The organism is Kribbia dieselivorans NBRC 106261, assembly GCF_001552435.1.
GTDB classification, from domain to species: Bacteria; Actinomycetota; Actinomycetes; order Actinomycetales; family Dermatophilaceae; genus Kribbia; species Kribbia dieselivorans.
In genome coordinates, this window is the sequence record NZ_BCRE01000044.1 from 31,159 (window position 1) to 46,722 (window position 15,564).

Below are 15,564 nucleotides of genomic sequence, written 5' to 3' on the forward strand. Positions count from 1 at the left end.
CCCCCACGGATCACCGCCCGGCGGTCATTGGCCGCCACCTCAACCCCCTTGGAGTGACCATGACTGAGAATGCCGCGCTGAACGCCCTGGCCGATGCTGGGGTCTCGATCTGGCTCGATGACCTGTCCCGCGAACGTATCCGTGGGGGTGGCCTGGCCACACTGATCGCGAACAAGGGGGTCGTCGGGGTGACCACCAACCCGACGATCTTCCAGAACGCGCTGTCCGACGGAGAGTCGTACGCCGAGCAGGTCGGCGAACTCGCCGCACAGGGCGCCGACGTCGACACGGCCGTGTTCGCCATCACCACGCAGGACGTCCAGGAGGCCTGTGACGTGCTGCGCCCGGTGTACGACGCCACCGGCGGCCTGGATGGTCGCGTCTCGATCGAGGTGGACCCGCGCTTGGCGCACGACACCGCCGGCACCGTGGCCCAGGCCAAGGAACTGTGGGAGCGGGTCGACCGGCCGAACCTGCTCATCAAGATCCCGGCCACGACCGAGGGTCTGCCGGCGATCACCCAGGTGCTGGGCAGCGGCATCAGCGTCAATGTCACCCTGATCTTCGGGCTGGACCGCTACCGCGGGGTCATGAACGCCTACCTGCTCGGGCTCGAGACCGCGCAGAAGAACGGCATCGACCTGTCGACGATCCGGTCGGTCGCCTCCTTCTTCGTCTCCCGCATGGACACCGAGGTCGACGCACGACTGACCACCATCGGTTCTCAGGAGGCGCTGGCGCTGCGTGGGACGTCCGGGGTGGCCAACGCCCGTCTGGCGTACCACGCCTACGAAGAGGTCTTCTCCACTCCGCGCTGGCGGTCGTTGGCCGACGACGGGGCGCACGAGCAGCGTCCGCTGTGGGCCTCGACGGGCGTGAAGAACCCGGACTACCCGGACACCCTGTACGTCACCGAACTCGTGGCGCCGAACACGGTCAACACCATGCCGGAGAAGACGCTCGACGCGGTTGCCGACCACGGTGAGATCACCGGCGACACGGTCGCGAACACCTTCGTCGAGTCCAGCGCGATCATGGACGCCCTCGAGCGGCTCGGTGTCTCGTACGCCGACGTCACCGCCCAGCTCGAGCGTGAGGGTGTCGAGAAGTTCAGCGCCTCATGGCAGCAGTTGCTCGACGAGCTGCAGGCCAACCTGGAGAAGGCGAACCAGCCGGCATGAGCCGCGGATCCCAGACGGAGTGGGTCAACCCGCTCCGGGACCCCAGCGACAAGCGGCTGCCCCGCATCGCAGGGCCATGCTCGATGGTCATGTTCGGCGTGACCGGTGACCTGGCCCGCAAGAAGTTGATGCCGGCGATCTACGATCTGGGCAACCGGGGCCTGCTCCCGCCGGGCTTCTCCCTCGTCGGGTTCGCCCGACGCGACTGGGCCGATCAGGACTTCGGCGAGATCGTCCACGACTCCATCAAGCAGCATGCCCGCACCCCCTTTCGGGAGGAGGTGTGGCGCACACTGGCCGAGGGCATCCGCTTCGTGCCGGGAACCTTCGAGGATGACGCCGCCTTCGACCTCCTCGCCAAGACCGTCAAGGAGCTGGACGAGACCCGCGGCACCGGCGGCAACCACGCGTTCTACCTGTCGATCCCCCCGGCGTCGTTCTCCCAGGTGCTCCAGCAGTTGGAGCGCTCGGGCCTGTCCACGGGCGGCAACGGAGCGTGGCGACGCGTCGTCATCGAGAAGCCGTTCGGTCACGATCTGGCCAGCGCCCAGGAGCTGAACGCGACCGTCGAGTCCGTCTTCCCGCCCGACTCGGTGTTCCGCATCGACCACTACCTGGGCAAGGAGACGGTCCAGAACCTGCTGGCACTGCGGTTCGCCAACCAGATCTTCGAACCGATCTGGAACGCCCAGAACATCGACCACGTGCAGATCACCATGGCCGAGGACATCGGCATCGGTGGCCGCGCGGGGTATTACGACGGGGTGGGCGCGGCGCGGGACGTCATCCAGAACCACCTGCTGCAGCTGCTCGCGCTGACCGCGATGGAGGAGCCGCTCTCGTTTGCGGCCGACCACCTGCGGGCCGAGAAGGAGAAGGTCCTCGCGGCCGTGCAACTGCCCGACGACCTCGGCGCCGCCACGGCTCGGGGCCAGTATGCGGCCGGCTGGCAGGGCGCGGAGCAGGTGCTCGGCTACCTCAACGAGACCGGGGTGGCGCCGGGATCGACGACGGAGACGTTCGCGGCGGTGCGCCTCGAGATCAACACGCGACGGTGGGCCGGGGTGCCGTTCTACCTGCGCACCGGCAAGCGCCTCGGCAAACGCGCCACCGAGATCGCCGTCGTGTTCAAGAAGGCACCGCACCTGCCCTTCGAGCAGACGGCCACCGAGGAGCTCGGTCAGAACGCGGTCGTCATCCGCGTCCAGCCCGACGAGGGGGTCACGCTGCGCTTCGGGGCGAAGGTCCCCGGGTCGCAGATGGAGGTGCGTGACGTCTCGATGGACTTCGGTTACGGCCGGGCCTTCACCGAGTCCTCCCCCGAGGCGTACGAGCGCCTGATCCTCGACGTCCTGCTCGGTGATCCGCCGCTCTTCCCCCGGCACGAGGAGGTCGAGCTCTCCTGGCGGATCCTCGACCCGATCGAGGAATACTGGGCCGCCCACACGGAGCCCCTCGACCAGTACCCGGCCGGTGGCTGGGGCCCCCAGTCCGCTCACGACATGCTCGCCCGCGAGGGACGTCACTGGAGAGTGCCATGATCGTCGATCTGCCGAACACCACGACCACCGACGTCAGCAAGCGCCTGGTCCGGCTTCGCGAGAACACCGGGTCGATGGCCCTGGGGCGTGTTCTGACCCTCATCACCGTCGCCGACGAGGACTGCGCCGACCACGCCCTCGAGGTGGCCGGCCAGGCGACGCGGCAACACCCCAGCCGCATCGTCTGCGTCATCGCGGGGACCAAGCGGGGCAAGACCCGCCTCGACGCGCAGATCCGGCTCGGCGGTGACGCCGGCGCCTCGGAGATGGTCGTCATGCGCCTGTACGGCCAACTGGCGGGGCATCCCCAGTCGGTCGTCACCCCGTTCCTGTTGCCCGACTCCCCCGTCGTGGCGTGGTGGCCGTCGGAGGCGCCGTCGTCGGTGGCCGAGGACCCGATCGGGGCGATGGCCCAGCGCCGCATCACCGATGCCGCCACCGCCAAGAACCCGCATCAGGCCCTCGTGAAGCGGGCGGCGACGTACGTCGGCGGGGACACCGACCTCGCATGGGGTCGCATCACCCGCTGGCGGGGCCTGCTCGCCTCGGCCCTGGACCAGCCGCCGCACGAGCCGGTGACCGTCGTGGGCGCGAGTGACTCGCCGTCGGCCGACCTTCTGGTCGGCTGGTTGAGCCTCACGCTCGGTGCCTCCGCCACCTTGGCGCGCACGGACGGCGGGTCGGGCGTCCTCGGCGTCCGGCTCGAACGGGACTCCGGACCGATCGACCTGCTGCGACCCGAGGGTGACACGGCCACGATGCTCGCCCCGCAGCAGCCGGCCCGGCTGATCTCGCTGGCCCACCGCACCGACGCCGAATGCCTGGCCGAGGAGCTGCGCCGACTCGACCCGGACGATGTCTACGGCGAAAGCCTCACGCGGGGTCTGAAGAAGGTGTCGAAGGCGACCTCGCTGTCGGCGAAGGAGGCGGCCGATCTCGGCCTCACCCTCAGTCGCGACGACGCGATCCGGGCGATGCGAGAGGCCGCCAAGAGCATCAAGCACGACCACCATGCCGAGATGGTCGACGGTGCCGATGCCTGAGATGCCCGTCGTCCACCCGGACAAGGCGGCGTTGTCAGCAGCCGTCGGAGCGCGGTTGCTCACCGCCATCCTCGACGCGCAGGCGGAGCGCGGTGTGGCCCAGCTCGTCCTGACCGGCGGGTCGATGGGTGCGGCCTCCCTCGCCGCCCTGCGCACCCAGCCGGGCGCGTCGGCCATCGACTGGGCTCGGGTCGACCTGTGGTGGGGCGACGAGCGGGTGCTGCCCGGTGGGGACCCCGAGCGGAACGAGGTCCAGGCCCGGGAGGCACTGATCGACCACGTGCCGGTCGACCCCGCACGCGTGCACGTCATGGCACCGGCCCCGGTCGGCGCCACGGCCGATGCGGAGCAGGCGGCGAGCGACTACGCCGCCGAGCTCGGGCGGGCGGGGTACGGCACGGGTGACGCGCCGTTCTTCGACGTCGTCATGTTGGGTGTCGGCCCGGACGGCCACGTGGCCTCACTGTTCCCCGGCCACCCGCAGCAGCAGGCCGCGGGCCTGGTCGTGGCGGTGCACGACTCCCCCAAACCCCCGCCGACGCGCGTGTCCTTGACGTTCGAGGCGTTGCGCAACACCCGGCAGGTGTGGTTCCTCGTGTCCGGGAACGACAAGGCCGAGGCGGTTCGCCTCGGCCTGGACGGCGCCGATCCGGAGCGCAGTTCGGCTGCCCAGGTGCGCGGCCGCGAGGCCACGTGCTGGCTCGTCGACGCGGCCGCGGCCGGCGTTACTGGATGAGACCCCGGTCGCGGAGTTCGCCGAGGCGCTCCTCGAGCAGCGCCTGACCCTCGTCGTCGCTACGACGCTCCTTCACATAGGCCAAGTGCGTCTTGTACGGCTCGGCCTTCGGCGGACCGGGCGGGTTCTCCTGGTCCTGGCCGGCCGGGAACCCGCACCGCGGGCAGTCCCACGTCTCGGGGATGACGAGCCCCTGCTCGCGCGCGAACGAGGGTCGGGTCACGTGGCCGTTGGCGCACCAGTAGGACACGGTGACCTTGGGGGCCGCGTCGCCGCGCTCGGCCTCCCCCATGGGGCCGGCACCGACGCGGCTGCCGCGGATGGCGTTACCACCTGCCATGACGGATGTGTCCTTTCAGCATTGCCCGGGCGTCGACGCGCGGGCGGTGTGGATGTGTGTGCGGTCTCAGGCGTCGAAGCGATCGATCAGGCCGATGCCCACGATCGAGACGACCCAGATCAGGGCGATGATGACCGTGAAACGGGTCAGGTTCCGCTCGGCGACGGAGGACGAACCCACGGACGTCGAGATACCGCCACCGAACATGTCGGAGACGCCACCGCCCTTGCCCTTGTGCAACAGGATCAGCAGCGTCTGGATCAGGCCGGAGGCGACCAGAACAACCTGCAGGGCAATACGGACTGCGTCCACGAAGGTTCCTTCCACGGGAGAGCGCTCGGGTCAGGATACCCCCGAACCCGAGCGCTCTGCGTTGATGTCCGCGCGGTGCGCGGGGGTGATCAGATCGCGTGCTCCTTGAAACGCGCGATTGTGGCGAACTCCTCGGCATCGAGCGAGGCGCCGCCGACGAGGGCACCGTCGACGTCCTCCTTGGCCATGATGGCCGCGACGTTGCCGGACTTGACCGAACCTCCGTAGAGGATGCGGACCTTGTCGGCCAGGTCGTCGGAGTACAGCTCGGCGAGCTTGGCACGAATGGCCGCGCACACCTCCTGCGCGTCCTCTGGGGTAGCGACCTCACCGGTGCCGATGGCCCAGATCGGCTCGTAGGCGATGACGATCGTGGCCGCCTGCTCGGCCGGAATGCCGGCGAGGTCGGCCTCGATCTGGGCGAGGACATGGGCGACCTGGCCGCCTGCCTTGCGCACGTCAAGGCCCTCCCCGCAGCAGAGGATGGGCGTCAGGCCGTGACGGTAGGCTGCCTGCACCTTCGCGTTGAGCAACTCGTCGGACTCGTGGTGATGCTCACGACGCTCCGAGTGGCCGATGACGACGTAGGTGCAGCCCAGCTTGGCGAGGAAGGCGCCGGAGATCTCGCCGGTGTAGGCGCCGGAGTCGTGCACCGACAGGTCCTGCCCGCCGTAGGCGATCCCAAGCTTGTCGGCCTCGACGACGGTCTGGACGCTGCGCAGGTCGGTGAACGGGGGCAGCACGGCCACCTCGACGTCCTCGAAGTCGAACTTGCCGTCCTTGAGGGTCCAGTCGAGCTTCTGTACGAGGTGGACCGCCTGGAGGTGGTCCTGGTTCATCTTCCAGTTGCCCGCCATGAGGGGGGTGCGCGCCATGTCAGTTGCCCTTCGTCAGGACGGCGACACCGGGCAGTTCCTTGCCCTCGAGGTACTCGAGGGAGGCACCGCCACCGGTGGAGATGTGGGTGAACTGGTCATCGGCAAACCCGAGCTGACGCACCGCTGCGGCGGAGTCGCCGCCACCGACGACGGTCAGGGCACCGTTCGCGGTCGCCTCGACGAGCGCCTGGGCCACGGCCTTCGTACCGTCGGCGAACGGAGCCATCTCGAATGCGCCCATCGGGCCGTTCCAGAACACCGTCTGGCAGTCGGCGAGCTTCTCGGCGTACAGCTTCGCGCTCTCCGGGCCGATGTCCAGGCCCATCTGGTCGGCCGGGATCGCGTCGGCGGCGACGACCTGAACCGGGCCGGCGTCGGAGAAGTCGGGCGCCACGACAATGTCGACCGGCAGGACGATCTCGACACCGGCGGCTGTGGCACGCTCGAGGTACTCGGCGCAGGTGGCGACCTTCTCCTCGTCGAGCAGGGACGTGCCCACCTCGTGGCCCTGGGCCTTGAGGAAGGTGAAGAGCATCCCACCGCCGATGAGCAGGCGGTCGGCGGTCTTCATGAGGTTGTCGATGACCGCGAGCTTGTCGGCGACCTTGGCCCCGCCGAGCACGACGGCGTACGGGCGCTTCGGGTCCTCGGTGAGCTGCTTGAGCACCTCGACCTCGGCCTGGACGAGACCGCCCATGGCCGATGGCAGCCGGGTGGCGATGTCATAGACGGAGGCCTGCTTGCGGTGGACGACGCCGAAGCCGTCCGAGACGTAGGCATCGGCCAAGGCGGCGAGCTGGTCGGCGAACGCACCGCGCTCCGCCTCGTCCTTGCTCGTCTCGCCAGGGTTGAAGCGCAGGTTCTCCAGCAGGACGACGTCGCCGTCGGCCATCGCCGCGACGGCCGCCTGCGCGGACTCACCGACAGTGTCGGTGGCGAAGGTGACTGGCCGGCCCAGGAGTTCACCCAGACGGCCCACCACGGGCTGCAGGGAATACTGCGGGTCCGGGGCACCCTTGGGCCGTCCGAGGTGGGCGCACACGATGACGCGTGCGCCCGCCTCGGACAGGGCCGTGATGGTCGGCACGGACGCACGGATCCGACCGTCGTCGGTGATGACGTCGCCGTCGAGCGGGACGTTGAGGTCGCTTCGGACGAGGACGCGCTTGCCGCGCAGGTCACCCAGATCGGCGATCGTGGTCACGGGTCTGTGCCTTCCTTGTGGTGGGGTCGGATCAGAGCTTCGAGCCGACCAGGGCGGTCAGGTCGACGAGACGGTTGGAGTAGCCCCACTCGTTGTCGTACCAGCCGACGACCTTGACCTGGTTGCCGTTGACGCGGGTCAGGCCGGCGTCGAAGATGCACGAGGCCGGGTCGGTCTCGATGTCCTTGGAGACGATGTCGTCCTCGGTGTAGGTCAGGAAGCCCTTCATCGTGCTCTCGGCGGCGGCCTTGACGATGGCGTTGACCTCCTCGACGGTGGTCTCTCGGGCGGCCTCGAAGGTGAGGTCGGTCGCCGAACCGGTCGGCACCGGCACGCGCAGGGCGAAGCCGTCGAGGCGGCCCTTGAGCTCGGGCAGCACGAGGGCGACGGCCTTGGCCGCACCGGTCGTGGTCGGCACGATGTTCAGGGCGGCCGCGCGGGCGCGACGCAGATCCTTGTGCGGACCGTCCTGGAGGTTCTGGTCGGCGGTGTACGCGTGGATCGTCGTCATCAGACCCTTGTTGATGCCCAGGCCGTCGTTGAGCGCCTTGGCCATCGGGGCCAGACAGTTCGTCGTGCAGGACGCGTTGGAGATGATCGAGTGCGCGGCCGGGTCGTACGAGTCGTCGTTGACGCCCATGACGATGGTGACGTCCTCGTTCTTCGCCGGAGCGGAGATGATGACCTTCTTGGCACCGGCCTCAATGTGGGCCTTGGCCTTGGTCGCGTCGGTGAAGCGACCGGTCGACTCGATGACGATGTCGGCACCGAGGTCGCCCCACGGCAGCTTGGCCGGGTCGGTCTCGGCCATCGCGGCGAAGGACTTGCCGTCGACGGTGATGGACGTCTCGTCGTAGGTCACCTCACCGGGGAAGCGACCAAGGATCGAGTCGTACTTGAGCAGGTGTGCGAGCGTCTTGTTGTCGGTCAGGTCGTTGACGCCGACGATCTCGATGTCGGCACCCGAGGCGACGACGGCGCGGAAGAAGTTGCGACCGATGCGGCCGAAGCCATTGATACCTACACGAACGGTCATGGTGTCCTGTGCCTTCCAGACGGTGAAACGGCCGCCGGCCAGCGGCCTTGGCACCAGCCTATTGGGTGGACACCGGCGCGGCAGGACCCGCCCCCTGCGTTTGTCGTGGCCAGGGCCGTGCCCCGGATCAGCCGTCGAGCATCTCGGGGGTCAGACCGGCCTCGGTGTCGGGGATGCCCAGTTCATCGGCACGCTTGTCGGCCATGGCCAGCAGGCGCCGGATGCGCCCGGCGACGGCGTCCTTGGTCATGGGCGGCTCGGCGAGCTGGCCGAGCTCCTCGAGAGAGGCCTGCTTGTGTTCGATGCGCAGCCGACCGGCCTCGACGAGGTGCGGCGGCACGTCGTCCCCGAGGATCTCCATCGCTCGCTCGACCCGGGCACCGGCCGAGACGGCGGCCCGAACGGAGCGTCGTAGGTTCGCGTCGTCGAAGTTGGCCAGGCGATTGGCGGTGGCCCGCACCTCTCGGCGCATCCGACGTTCCTCCCAGGCCAGCACCGCGTCGTGGGCGCCGAGGCGGGTGAGCATGGCGCCGATGGCGTCCCCGTCCCGGATGACGACCCGGTCGACCCCACGCACCTCCCGGGCCTTGGCCGCGATCCCGAGTCGGCGGGCCGCGCCGACCAGTGCCAACGCGGCCTCCGGGCCGGGGCAGGTGATCTCCAGCGCAGAGCTGCGGCCCGGCTCGGTCAACGAGCCGTGGGCGATGAAGGCGCCGCGCCAAGCGGCCTCGGCGCAGCAGGTGCCCGACCCGACGACCTTGGGCGGCAGCCCACGCACCGGGTGGCCACGCCCGTCGATGAGTCCGGTCTGGCGGGCCAACGTCTGCCCGTCCTGCGGCACCCGGACGACGTAGCGGCTGCCCTTGCGGATGCCACTGGCCGCGAGCACGAGCAGTTCGGTCTGGTGGCCGTACAGCTCGGCAAGTTCACGGCGCAGCCGCCGCGCGGCCTGGGCGGTGCCCAACTCGGCCTCGACGACGATCCGCCCGCCCACGATGTGCAGCCCGCCGGCGAAACGGAGCACCGTGGCGACCTCGGACTTGCGGCAGCAGGTCTTCGTCACCTCGTGACGGCTGAGCTCGTCCTTCACCTGTGCAGTCATGGCCATGGCGACCATGATCGCACCTCCGACACGCCGAGTGGTCCCGAGCCGGTGAGGATCGGGACCACGGGCACAGCGTTCAGGTGAGGATGTCCGCCAGGGCCGCCGCCAAACGCAGGGAGTCGTGAACCCGGATCCGCCCGCGTCGTCTCACCGGTTGGATGACGAGTTCGGCGCCAAGCGCGGCGGCAGCGGCGCGCAGCGAATCCTCATCCTCGACGACGCTCGGATCGGCCAGGACGACATCGAACCGGATGCCGGGAGCCTGCTCGGCGAGCACGGACAGGTGCTGCTCGGCGGTGAAGCCGAACGTCTCGGCGGTGTTGAGTTCGAGGTTGAGCACGATCATCCGCCGCGCCGTCGTCTCGACGATGGCATCGCGCAGCTCCGGCACGAGCAGGTGCGGCAGGACGGACGTGAACCACGACCCGGGCCCGAACACGAGCCAGTCGGCGCCACGCACGGCGTCGATGGCCTCCCCGCACGCGGGCGGATCCGGCGGGATGAGTTCGATGGACTCGACTCGGCCGCGAGCCCGAGCGACGGCCACCTGCCCCGTCACGGTCGTGCTGGCGTCGGGGTCATCGGGGTCGAGCCCGGCGACCTCGGCCTGGATGCTCAGCGGCACCGACGCCATCGGCAGCACCCGGCCCCTGGCATTGAGCAGGCTCCCGACGAGATCGAGTCCGGTCACCGGGTCGGGGTTGAGCTGCCACAGCGCGACGATGAGCAGGTTGCCCAGCGCGTGCCCCGACAGTTCCCCGTCGCCGGAGAATCGGTGCTGCAGCACGTCGCGCCACGTGTGCCCCCACTCGGAGTCGTCGCACAGCGCCGACAGGGCCATGCGCAGGTCCCCCGGGGGCAGGACGTCGAAGTCCTCCCGGAGTCGTCCGCTGGAGCCGCCGTTGTCGGCGACGGTGACGACGGCGGTCACGTCCTCGGTGACGAGTCGGAGCGCGGAGAGCGAGGCGTAGAGCCCATGTCCGCCGCCGAGGGCCACCACCTTCGGGCTGGTCACTCCCGCCCCAGGTCACGGTGCACGACGAACGTCGCGGTGTCGTCGTTGCGCAGTCGTTCGGTCAGTGCCTCGGCCATGGCCACGGAGCGGTGTTTGCCCCCGGTGCACCCGACCGCGACGGTGACGTAACGGCGCTCCTCTCGCACGTACCCGGCGACGACGGGTTCGAGGAGGTGCTCGACGCGCTCGAGGAACTCCATCGCCCCCTCCTGCCTCATGACGAACTCTGCCACGGCCTGATCGCGCCCGGTGTGCGCGCGCAGTTCGGGCACCCAGTACGGGTTGGGCAGGAACCGCATGTCGAACACGAAGTCGGCATCGAGCGGGACTCCGTACTTGAACCCGAACGAGACGACGGCCATGCGGATCCGGTGCCGTTTGGTCGGCGTGAACATCGGGGCGATCTTGCGCGCGAGTTGGTGCACGTTGAGCCCGGAGGTGTCGATGATGACGTCTGCCCGGGACCGGACGTGCGCCAAGGTCTCGCGCTCGGCATGGATCCCGTCGAGCAGTCGGCCCTCGCCCTGCAGCGGATGGGGCCGGCGCACGCTCTCGAAACGGCGGACCAACGCCTCGTCGGTGGCGTCGAGGAACACCAGATGCGGGCGCCACCCGGCTCGCACCAGGCGGGTGAGTTCGCCGTCGAGGGAGGAGAAGAAGTTCCGCGACCGCACGTCGACGACGACGGCCACCCGCACGATCGACTCCCCCGGCGTGGCGGACTGGATGCCCACGGCGAGGTCGGCGGCGTTGGTCAACAGCTGCGGTGGGAGGTTGTCGATGACATACCACCCGCCGTCCTCGAGCACCTTCGCGGCGGTGGAGCGGCCGGCACCGCTCATCCCGGTGATGATGACGAACTCGACCCTGGGGAATCGCTGGTCGTGGGTGGAGAAGGTGGGAATGAGCCCGGTCGGGGTGTCCTCGGTGATCTCCAGGCGTCGCTGGGCGGGGCCCTCGGTCATGGCTGGTTGCTCGCCTCCTCCGGGGTGTCCCGGATTGGTGGGGGGTCGGTGGTGATGGGGTTGTCGTGGCCGACCTCAGGGCCGCGGTCGGCCACGTCGATCACCTCACCAGTGGTGAGGTTGATGGTCGGGGCGGTCGGGGTCGATTCTGCCAAGTGTGCGGCGATCGCGTCGGCCAGGGCTGGGCCGATGCCGCTGACCTCCTGCAGTTCGACCGTGGACGCGGCCCGGACACGTTTGACCGAACCGAAGTGGGTCAGCAGGGCTGCGCGGCGCGATTCCCCCAGGCCGGGGATCCCGTCGAGGGCGCTGGCGGTCATCGCCTTGCTGCGCCGCTGACGATGGAAGATGATGGCAAAGCGATGGGCCTCGTCGCGCACCCGTTGCAGGAGGTAGAGGCCCTCACTGGTGCGCGGCAGGATGATCGGAAACTCCTCGCCGGGCACCCAGACCTCCTCGAGTCGCTTGGCCAGGCCCACGAGCGCAACATCGTCGATCCCGAGCTCGTCGAGCACCTGCTGCGCGGCGTTGACCTGCGGCAGGCCCCCGTCGACGACGACGAGGTTGGGTGGGTAGGCGAACCGGCGGCGCGGGCCCGGGTCGGTGGGGGCCTCGAGGTCGGTGGGGCTGTCCGAGCCGGTGTCGGAGGGGTGCATCCCTTCCTTCAGGCGGGTGAAGCGGCGCGTGAGCACCTCGTGCATGGCCGCGGTGTCGTCCTGGGCCTCCTTGACGATGAACCGGCGGTACTCGGACTTGCGGGGCAGCCCGTCCTCGAACACGACCATCGAGCCGACGATGTTGGTGCCCTGGACGTGGCTGATGTCGTAGCACTCGATGCGCAGCGGAGCGTCGTCGAGGCCGAGGGCCTCCTGGAGGTCGGCGAGGGCCTGGCTGCGGGCGGTCAGGTCACCGGCCCGGGCGACCTTGTGCCGGGCGAGGGCCTGGGTGGCGTTGCGGGTCACGGTCTCCATCAGCGCCCGCTTGTCGCCGCGCTGCGGGACGCGCAGGTCGACCGCGCTCCCGCGTTGCTCGGCGAGCCACCCGCTCAGCGCCACGTGGTCGTCGGGCAGCACGGGGACGAGCACCTCGCGAGGCGGGGTCTCACCGGTCTCGCCGCCGTAGACGCGCTGCAGGAGGTGCTCGATGATGCCGGGCAGATCCTCGTGCACCTTCTCGGCCACCCACCCGCGCTGGCCGCGGATCCGCCCGCCACGCACGTGGAAGACCTGGATCGCCACCTCGAGTTCGTCGTCGGCCACACCGAAGACATCGGCATCGGTGGCGTCGGGCAGCACGACCGCCGACTTCTCCAGGGCTTGGCGGAGCGCGGTGACGTCGTCCCGCAGCCGCGCGGCGCGTTCGAACTCGAGATCGGCCGCCGCCGCCTTCATCTCGGCCTCGACGCGCTTGACGAATCGGCCGGTGTCGCCGGCCATGAAGTCGCAGAAGTCCGCGGCGATGGCGCGGTGCTCCTCGACCGACACCCGGCCGACGCACGGGGCGGAGCACTTGTCGATGTAGCCGAGCAGGCAGGGCCGACCGACCTGGGCGGCGCGCTGGTAGACGCCCTTGCTGCAGGTGCGCAGCGGGAAGACGCGCAGCAGCAGGTCGAGCGTCTCGCGGATCGCCCACGCGTGCGTGTAGGGGCCGAAGTATCGGGTGCCCTTGCGTTTGGCGCCGCGCATCACCATCGCGCGCGGCACCTCCTCCCCCATCGTCACGGCGAGGTACGGGTAGGACTTGTCGTCGCGGTACTTGACGTTGAACCGCGGGTCGAACTCCTTGATCCAGGAGTACTCCAGCTGGAGCGCCTCGACCTCGTTGGCGACGACGGTCCACTCGACGCTCGCGCCGGTGTGGACCATCGTCGCCGTGCGCGGGTGCAGGCCGGCGACGTCCTGGAAGTACGAGGAGAGTCGCTGGCGCAGCGACCTGGCCTTGCCCACGTAGATGACCCGGCCGTGCGTATCCCGGAATCGGTAGACACCGGGCTCCGTGGGGATCGACCCGGGTGCGGGTCGATAGGAAGCGGGATCGGCCATGGGTTCAGACCTTACGACGCGCCCGTCGTCAGGCGGACGGCAGCGTGATCGTGTCGCCCTTCACCGTGAGCTGGTGGGGTGCCAGCGGGCTGGGCGACGGCCCTCCCAGGACCGCCCCGGTCTCGGCGTTGAACGTCGACGTGTGGCACGGGCAGGTGATGACGTTGTCCACGATCTTGGCGACGACGCATCCCTGGTGGGGGCAGATGGCGCTGAAGGCCTTGAACGTGCCCTTCGCGGGTTGGGTGACGACGACCTTGGCCGATTCGACGATCACTCCCCCACCGACGGCGATGTCGGACGCCTTGACGTCCAGGGTGCCGTTGCTCGACAACTCGCTGGAGGCGGCCGATTCCTCCGGCGGGATGGTGGGGTCGTTCGACCCGCCGCACGCCGTCAGTGCCGAGGCGACGCCGACGGCCCCCAGACCGCCGACGGCCCCCAGCACCACGCGGCGTCGGCCGGGCTGTGTCGGTTCGGTGCTCATGCGCTGCGCTCCTGGCGGTAGTAGGCGATCGCGGCGCGGGTGGATGGATCCTGGGCGGCCAGGGCGGCCTCGTCCCCGGTGATCGCCGGGGTGATCTCCTTGGCCAACTTCTTGCCCAGCTCGACACCCCATTGGTCGAACGAGTCGATGCCCCAGACGATCCCCTGGGTGAAGGTGATGTGCTCGTACAGGGCGATGAGTTGGCCCAGGACGGACGGCGTCAGGGCCGGAGCCATGATCGACGTCGTCGGGCGATTGCCGCTGAAGACCCGCGCCGGCACGATGTGCTCGGGGGTGCCCTCGGCCCGCACCTCGTCGGCCGTCTTGCCGAAGGCGAGGGCCGCGGTCTGCGCGAAGAAGTTGGCCAGGAACAGTTCGTGAACGTCGGCGTCACCGTCGACGAGCGGGTCGGCGGGGTTGGCCACGGCGATGAAGTCGGCCGGGATGAGCTGGGTGCCCTGGTGGATCAACTGGTAGAACGCGTGCTGCCCGTTGGTGCCCGGTTCGCCCCAGAACACCTCTCCGGTGGCGGTCGTGACGGGGGTGCCGTCCCAGCGCACGGACTTGCCGTTGGACTCCATGGTCAGCTGCTGCAGGTACGCCGGGAAGCGGTGCAGATACTGCGCGTACGGCAGCACGGCGTGTGTGGCGGCGCCGAGGAAGTTGACGTTCCAGACGTTGAGCAGTCCCATGAGCGCCGGGCCGTTCTGCGCGGTCGGGGTGCGTCGGAAGTGCTCGTCGATGGTGTGGAACCCGTCGAGGAACTCGCCGAAGGCCTCCGGGCCGATGGCGATCATCAGCGACGTGCCGATGGCCGAGTCGACGGAGTATCGACCGCCCACCCAGTCCCAGAAGCCGAAGGCGTTCGCCGGGTCGATGCCGAAGTCGGCGACCTTGTCCAGAGCGGTGGAGACGGCCACGAAGTGCTTGGCCACGGCGCCGGCCTGCTGCTCCGTCGTACCGTCGATGACCCCGTCGCTCTCCAGCTCCGAGAGCAGCCACGCCTTGGCGAGCCGGGCGTTGGTCAGGGTCTCGAGGGTGGTGAACGTCTTGCTGGCGACGATGAACAGCGTGGTGGCCGGGTCGAGGTCGCGGGTGGTCTGCGCGATGTCGGTCGGATCGATGTTGGAGACGAACCGGCACTCCAGGCCGTCCTGGACGTACGGCTTGAGCGCCTCGTACGCCATGACCGGGCCGAGGTCGGAACCGCCGATGCCGATGTTGACGACGGTGGTGATCGGTTCTCCGGTCACCCCACGCCACTGGCCCGAGCGCACCTGCTCGGCGAACGCCTCGACCCGGCGCAGCGTGGCCTGGACGTCGGCGTCGACGTTCTGCCCGTCGACGGTCAGGGCCGTGCCGGCAGGGGCCCGCAGCGCGGTGTGCAGGACGGCGCGGTCCTCGGTGACGTTGATGTGCTCGCCGGTGAACATGGCCTCGCGCCGACCGACCAGGTCGACCTCGTCGGCGAGTTGGACCAACGCGGTGACGATGTCGTCGGTGATGAGGTTCTTGGACAGGTCGATCCGAAGATCGCCGGCCTGGAACACGAGCCGGTCGGCCCGGGCGGGGTCCTGCGCGAACCAGCTCCGCAGATCCGGGGTCAGGTGATCGTGCAGGTCGGTCAGGCGAGCCCAGGCGGAGGTGGTGGTGGCATCGATCGGTGCGCTCATGGGGCC

General features: G+C 69.6%; 15 protein-coding genes. 4 read left to right on the plus strand and 11 right to left on the minus strand.

Annotation, left to right across the window (positions count from 1 at the left end):
* Positions 1–59: 59 nt before the first annotated feature.
* Genes tal through pgl form a run of 4 tightly spaced genes read left to right on the plus strand, consistent with a single transcriptional unit; the run spans position 60 to position 4,501 of the window.
* Entirely contained in the window at positions 60–1,181 is a 1,122-nt protein-coding gene (gene tal / locus KD1_RS04295; protein ID WP_068398034.1) for a transaldolase, read from the plus strand.
* On the plus strand, positions 1,178–2,722 hold the full coding sequence (gene zwf / locus KD1_RS04300; protein ID WP_068398036.1) for a glucose-6-phosphate dehydrogenase: 1,545 nt from the start codon (positions 1,178–1,180) through the stop codon (positions 2,720–2,722). The genes tal and zwf overlap by 4 nt, the downstream gene beginning before the upstream one ends.
* Entirely contained in the window at positions 2,719–3,765 is a 1,047-nt protein-coding gene (locus KD1_RS04305) for a glucose-6-phosphate dehydrogenase assembly protein OpcA (protein WP_083542064.1), read from the plus strand. The genes zwf and KD1_RS04305 overlap by 4 nt, the downstream gene beginning before the upstream one ends.
* Positions 3,758–4,501, plus strand: a complete 744-nt coding sequence (pgl, locus tag KD1_RS04310; RefSeq protein WP_068398124.1) for a 6-phosphogluconolactonase — start codon at positions 3,758–3,760, stop codon at positions 4,499–4,501. Before KD1_RS04305 ends, pgl begins: the two co-directional genes overlap by 8 nt.
* Here pgl and KD1_RS04315 read toward each other — a convergent pair.
* The 11 genes from KD1_RS04315 to pgi all read right to left on the minus strand — a co-directional run bounded on the left by KD1_RS04315 (position 4,491) and on the right by pgi (position 15,558).
* On the minus strand, positions 4,491–4,841 hold the full coding sequence (locus KD1_RS04315; RefSeq protein WP_068398040.1) for an RNA polymerase-binding protein RbpA: 351 nt from the start codon (positions 4,839–4,841) through the stop codon (positions 4,491–4,493). The genes pgl and KD1_RS04315 overlap by 11 nt on opposite strands.
* 66 nt (positions 4,842–4,907) lie before the next feature.
* Entirely contained in the window at positions 4,908–5,153 is a 246-nt protein-coding gene (secG, locus tag KD1_RS04320; RefSeq protein ID WP_068398043.1) for a preprotein translocase subunit SecG, read from the minus strand.
* 89 nt (positions 5,154–5,242) lie between these two features.
* On the minus strand, positions 5,243–6,028 hold the full coding sequence (gene tpiA, locus KD1_RS04325) for a triose-phosphate isomerase (protein ID WP_068398046.1): 786 nt from the start codon (positions 6,026–6,028) through the stop codon (positions 5,243–5,245).
* A gap of 1 nt (position 6,029) precedes the next feature.
* Positions 6,030–7,235 (minus strand): phosphoglycerate kinase, encoded by a 1,206-nt coding sequence (locus KD1_RS04330; protein WP_068398049.1) that lies wholly within the window; start codon positions 7,233–7,235, stop codon positions 6,030–6,032.
* Positions 7,236–7,266: 31 nt separating this feature from the next.
* A complete protein-coding gene (gap, locus tag KD1_RS04335; protein WP_068398051.1) occupies positions 7,267–8,271 on the minus strand; it encodes a type I glyceraldehyde-3-phosphate dehydrogenase in 1,005 nt (334 codons plus the stop codon).
* A gap of 127 nt (positions 8,272–8,398) precedes the next feature.
* A complete protein-coding gene (whiA, locus tag KD1_RS04340) occupies positions 8,399–9,379 on the minus strand; it encodes a DNA-binding protein WhiA (RefSeq protein ID WP_068398127.1) in 981 nt (326 codons plus the stop codon).
* Between the two features lie 73 nt (positions 9,380–9,452).
* Positions 9,453–10,391, minus strand: a complete 939-nt coding sequence (locus tag KD1_RS04345) for a gluconeogenesis factor YvcK family protein (protein WP_068398054.1) — start codon at positions 10,389–10,391, stop codon at positions 9,453–9,455.
* Positions 10,388–11,356 (minus strand): RNase adapter RapZ, encoded by a 969-nt coding sequence (gene rapZ / locus KD1_RS16490; protein WP_157073165.1) that lies wholly within the window; start codon positions 11,354–11,356, stop codon positions 10,388–10,390. The genes KD1_RS04345 and rapZ overlap by 4 nt, the downstream gene beginning before the upstream one ends.
* Entirely contained in the window at positions 11,353–13,398 is a 2,046-nt protein-coding gene (gene uvrC / locus KD1_RS04355; protein ID WP_157073166.1) for an excinuclease ABC subunit UvrC, read from the minus strand. Before uvrC ends, rapZ begins: the two co-directional genes overlap by 4 nt.
* A 28-nt stretch (positions 13,399–13,426) precedes the next feature.
* The gene (locus KD1_RS04360) at positions 13,427–13,885 is read right to left on the minus strand and encodes a Rieske (2Fe-2S) protein (RefSeq protein ID WP_068398056.1); all 459 of its coding nucleotides are present in this window, start codon (positions 13,883–13,885) and stop codon (positions 13,427–13,429) included.
* Positions 13,882–15,558 carry a glucose-6-phosphate isomerase gene (pgi, locus tag KD1_RS04365; RefSeq protein WP_068398133.1) on the minus strand — a complete coding sequence of 559 codons (1,677 nt, stop codon included), beginning with the start codon at positions 15,556–15,558 and terminating at the stop codon, positions 13,882–13,884. Before pgi ends, KD1_RS04360 begins: the two co-directional genes overlap by 4 nt.
* Positions 15,559–15,564 lie beyond the last annotated feature (6 nt).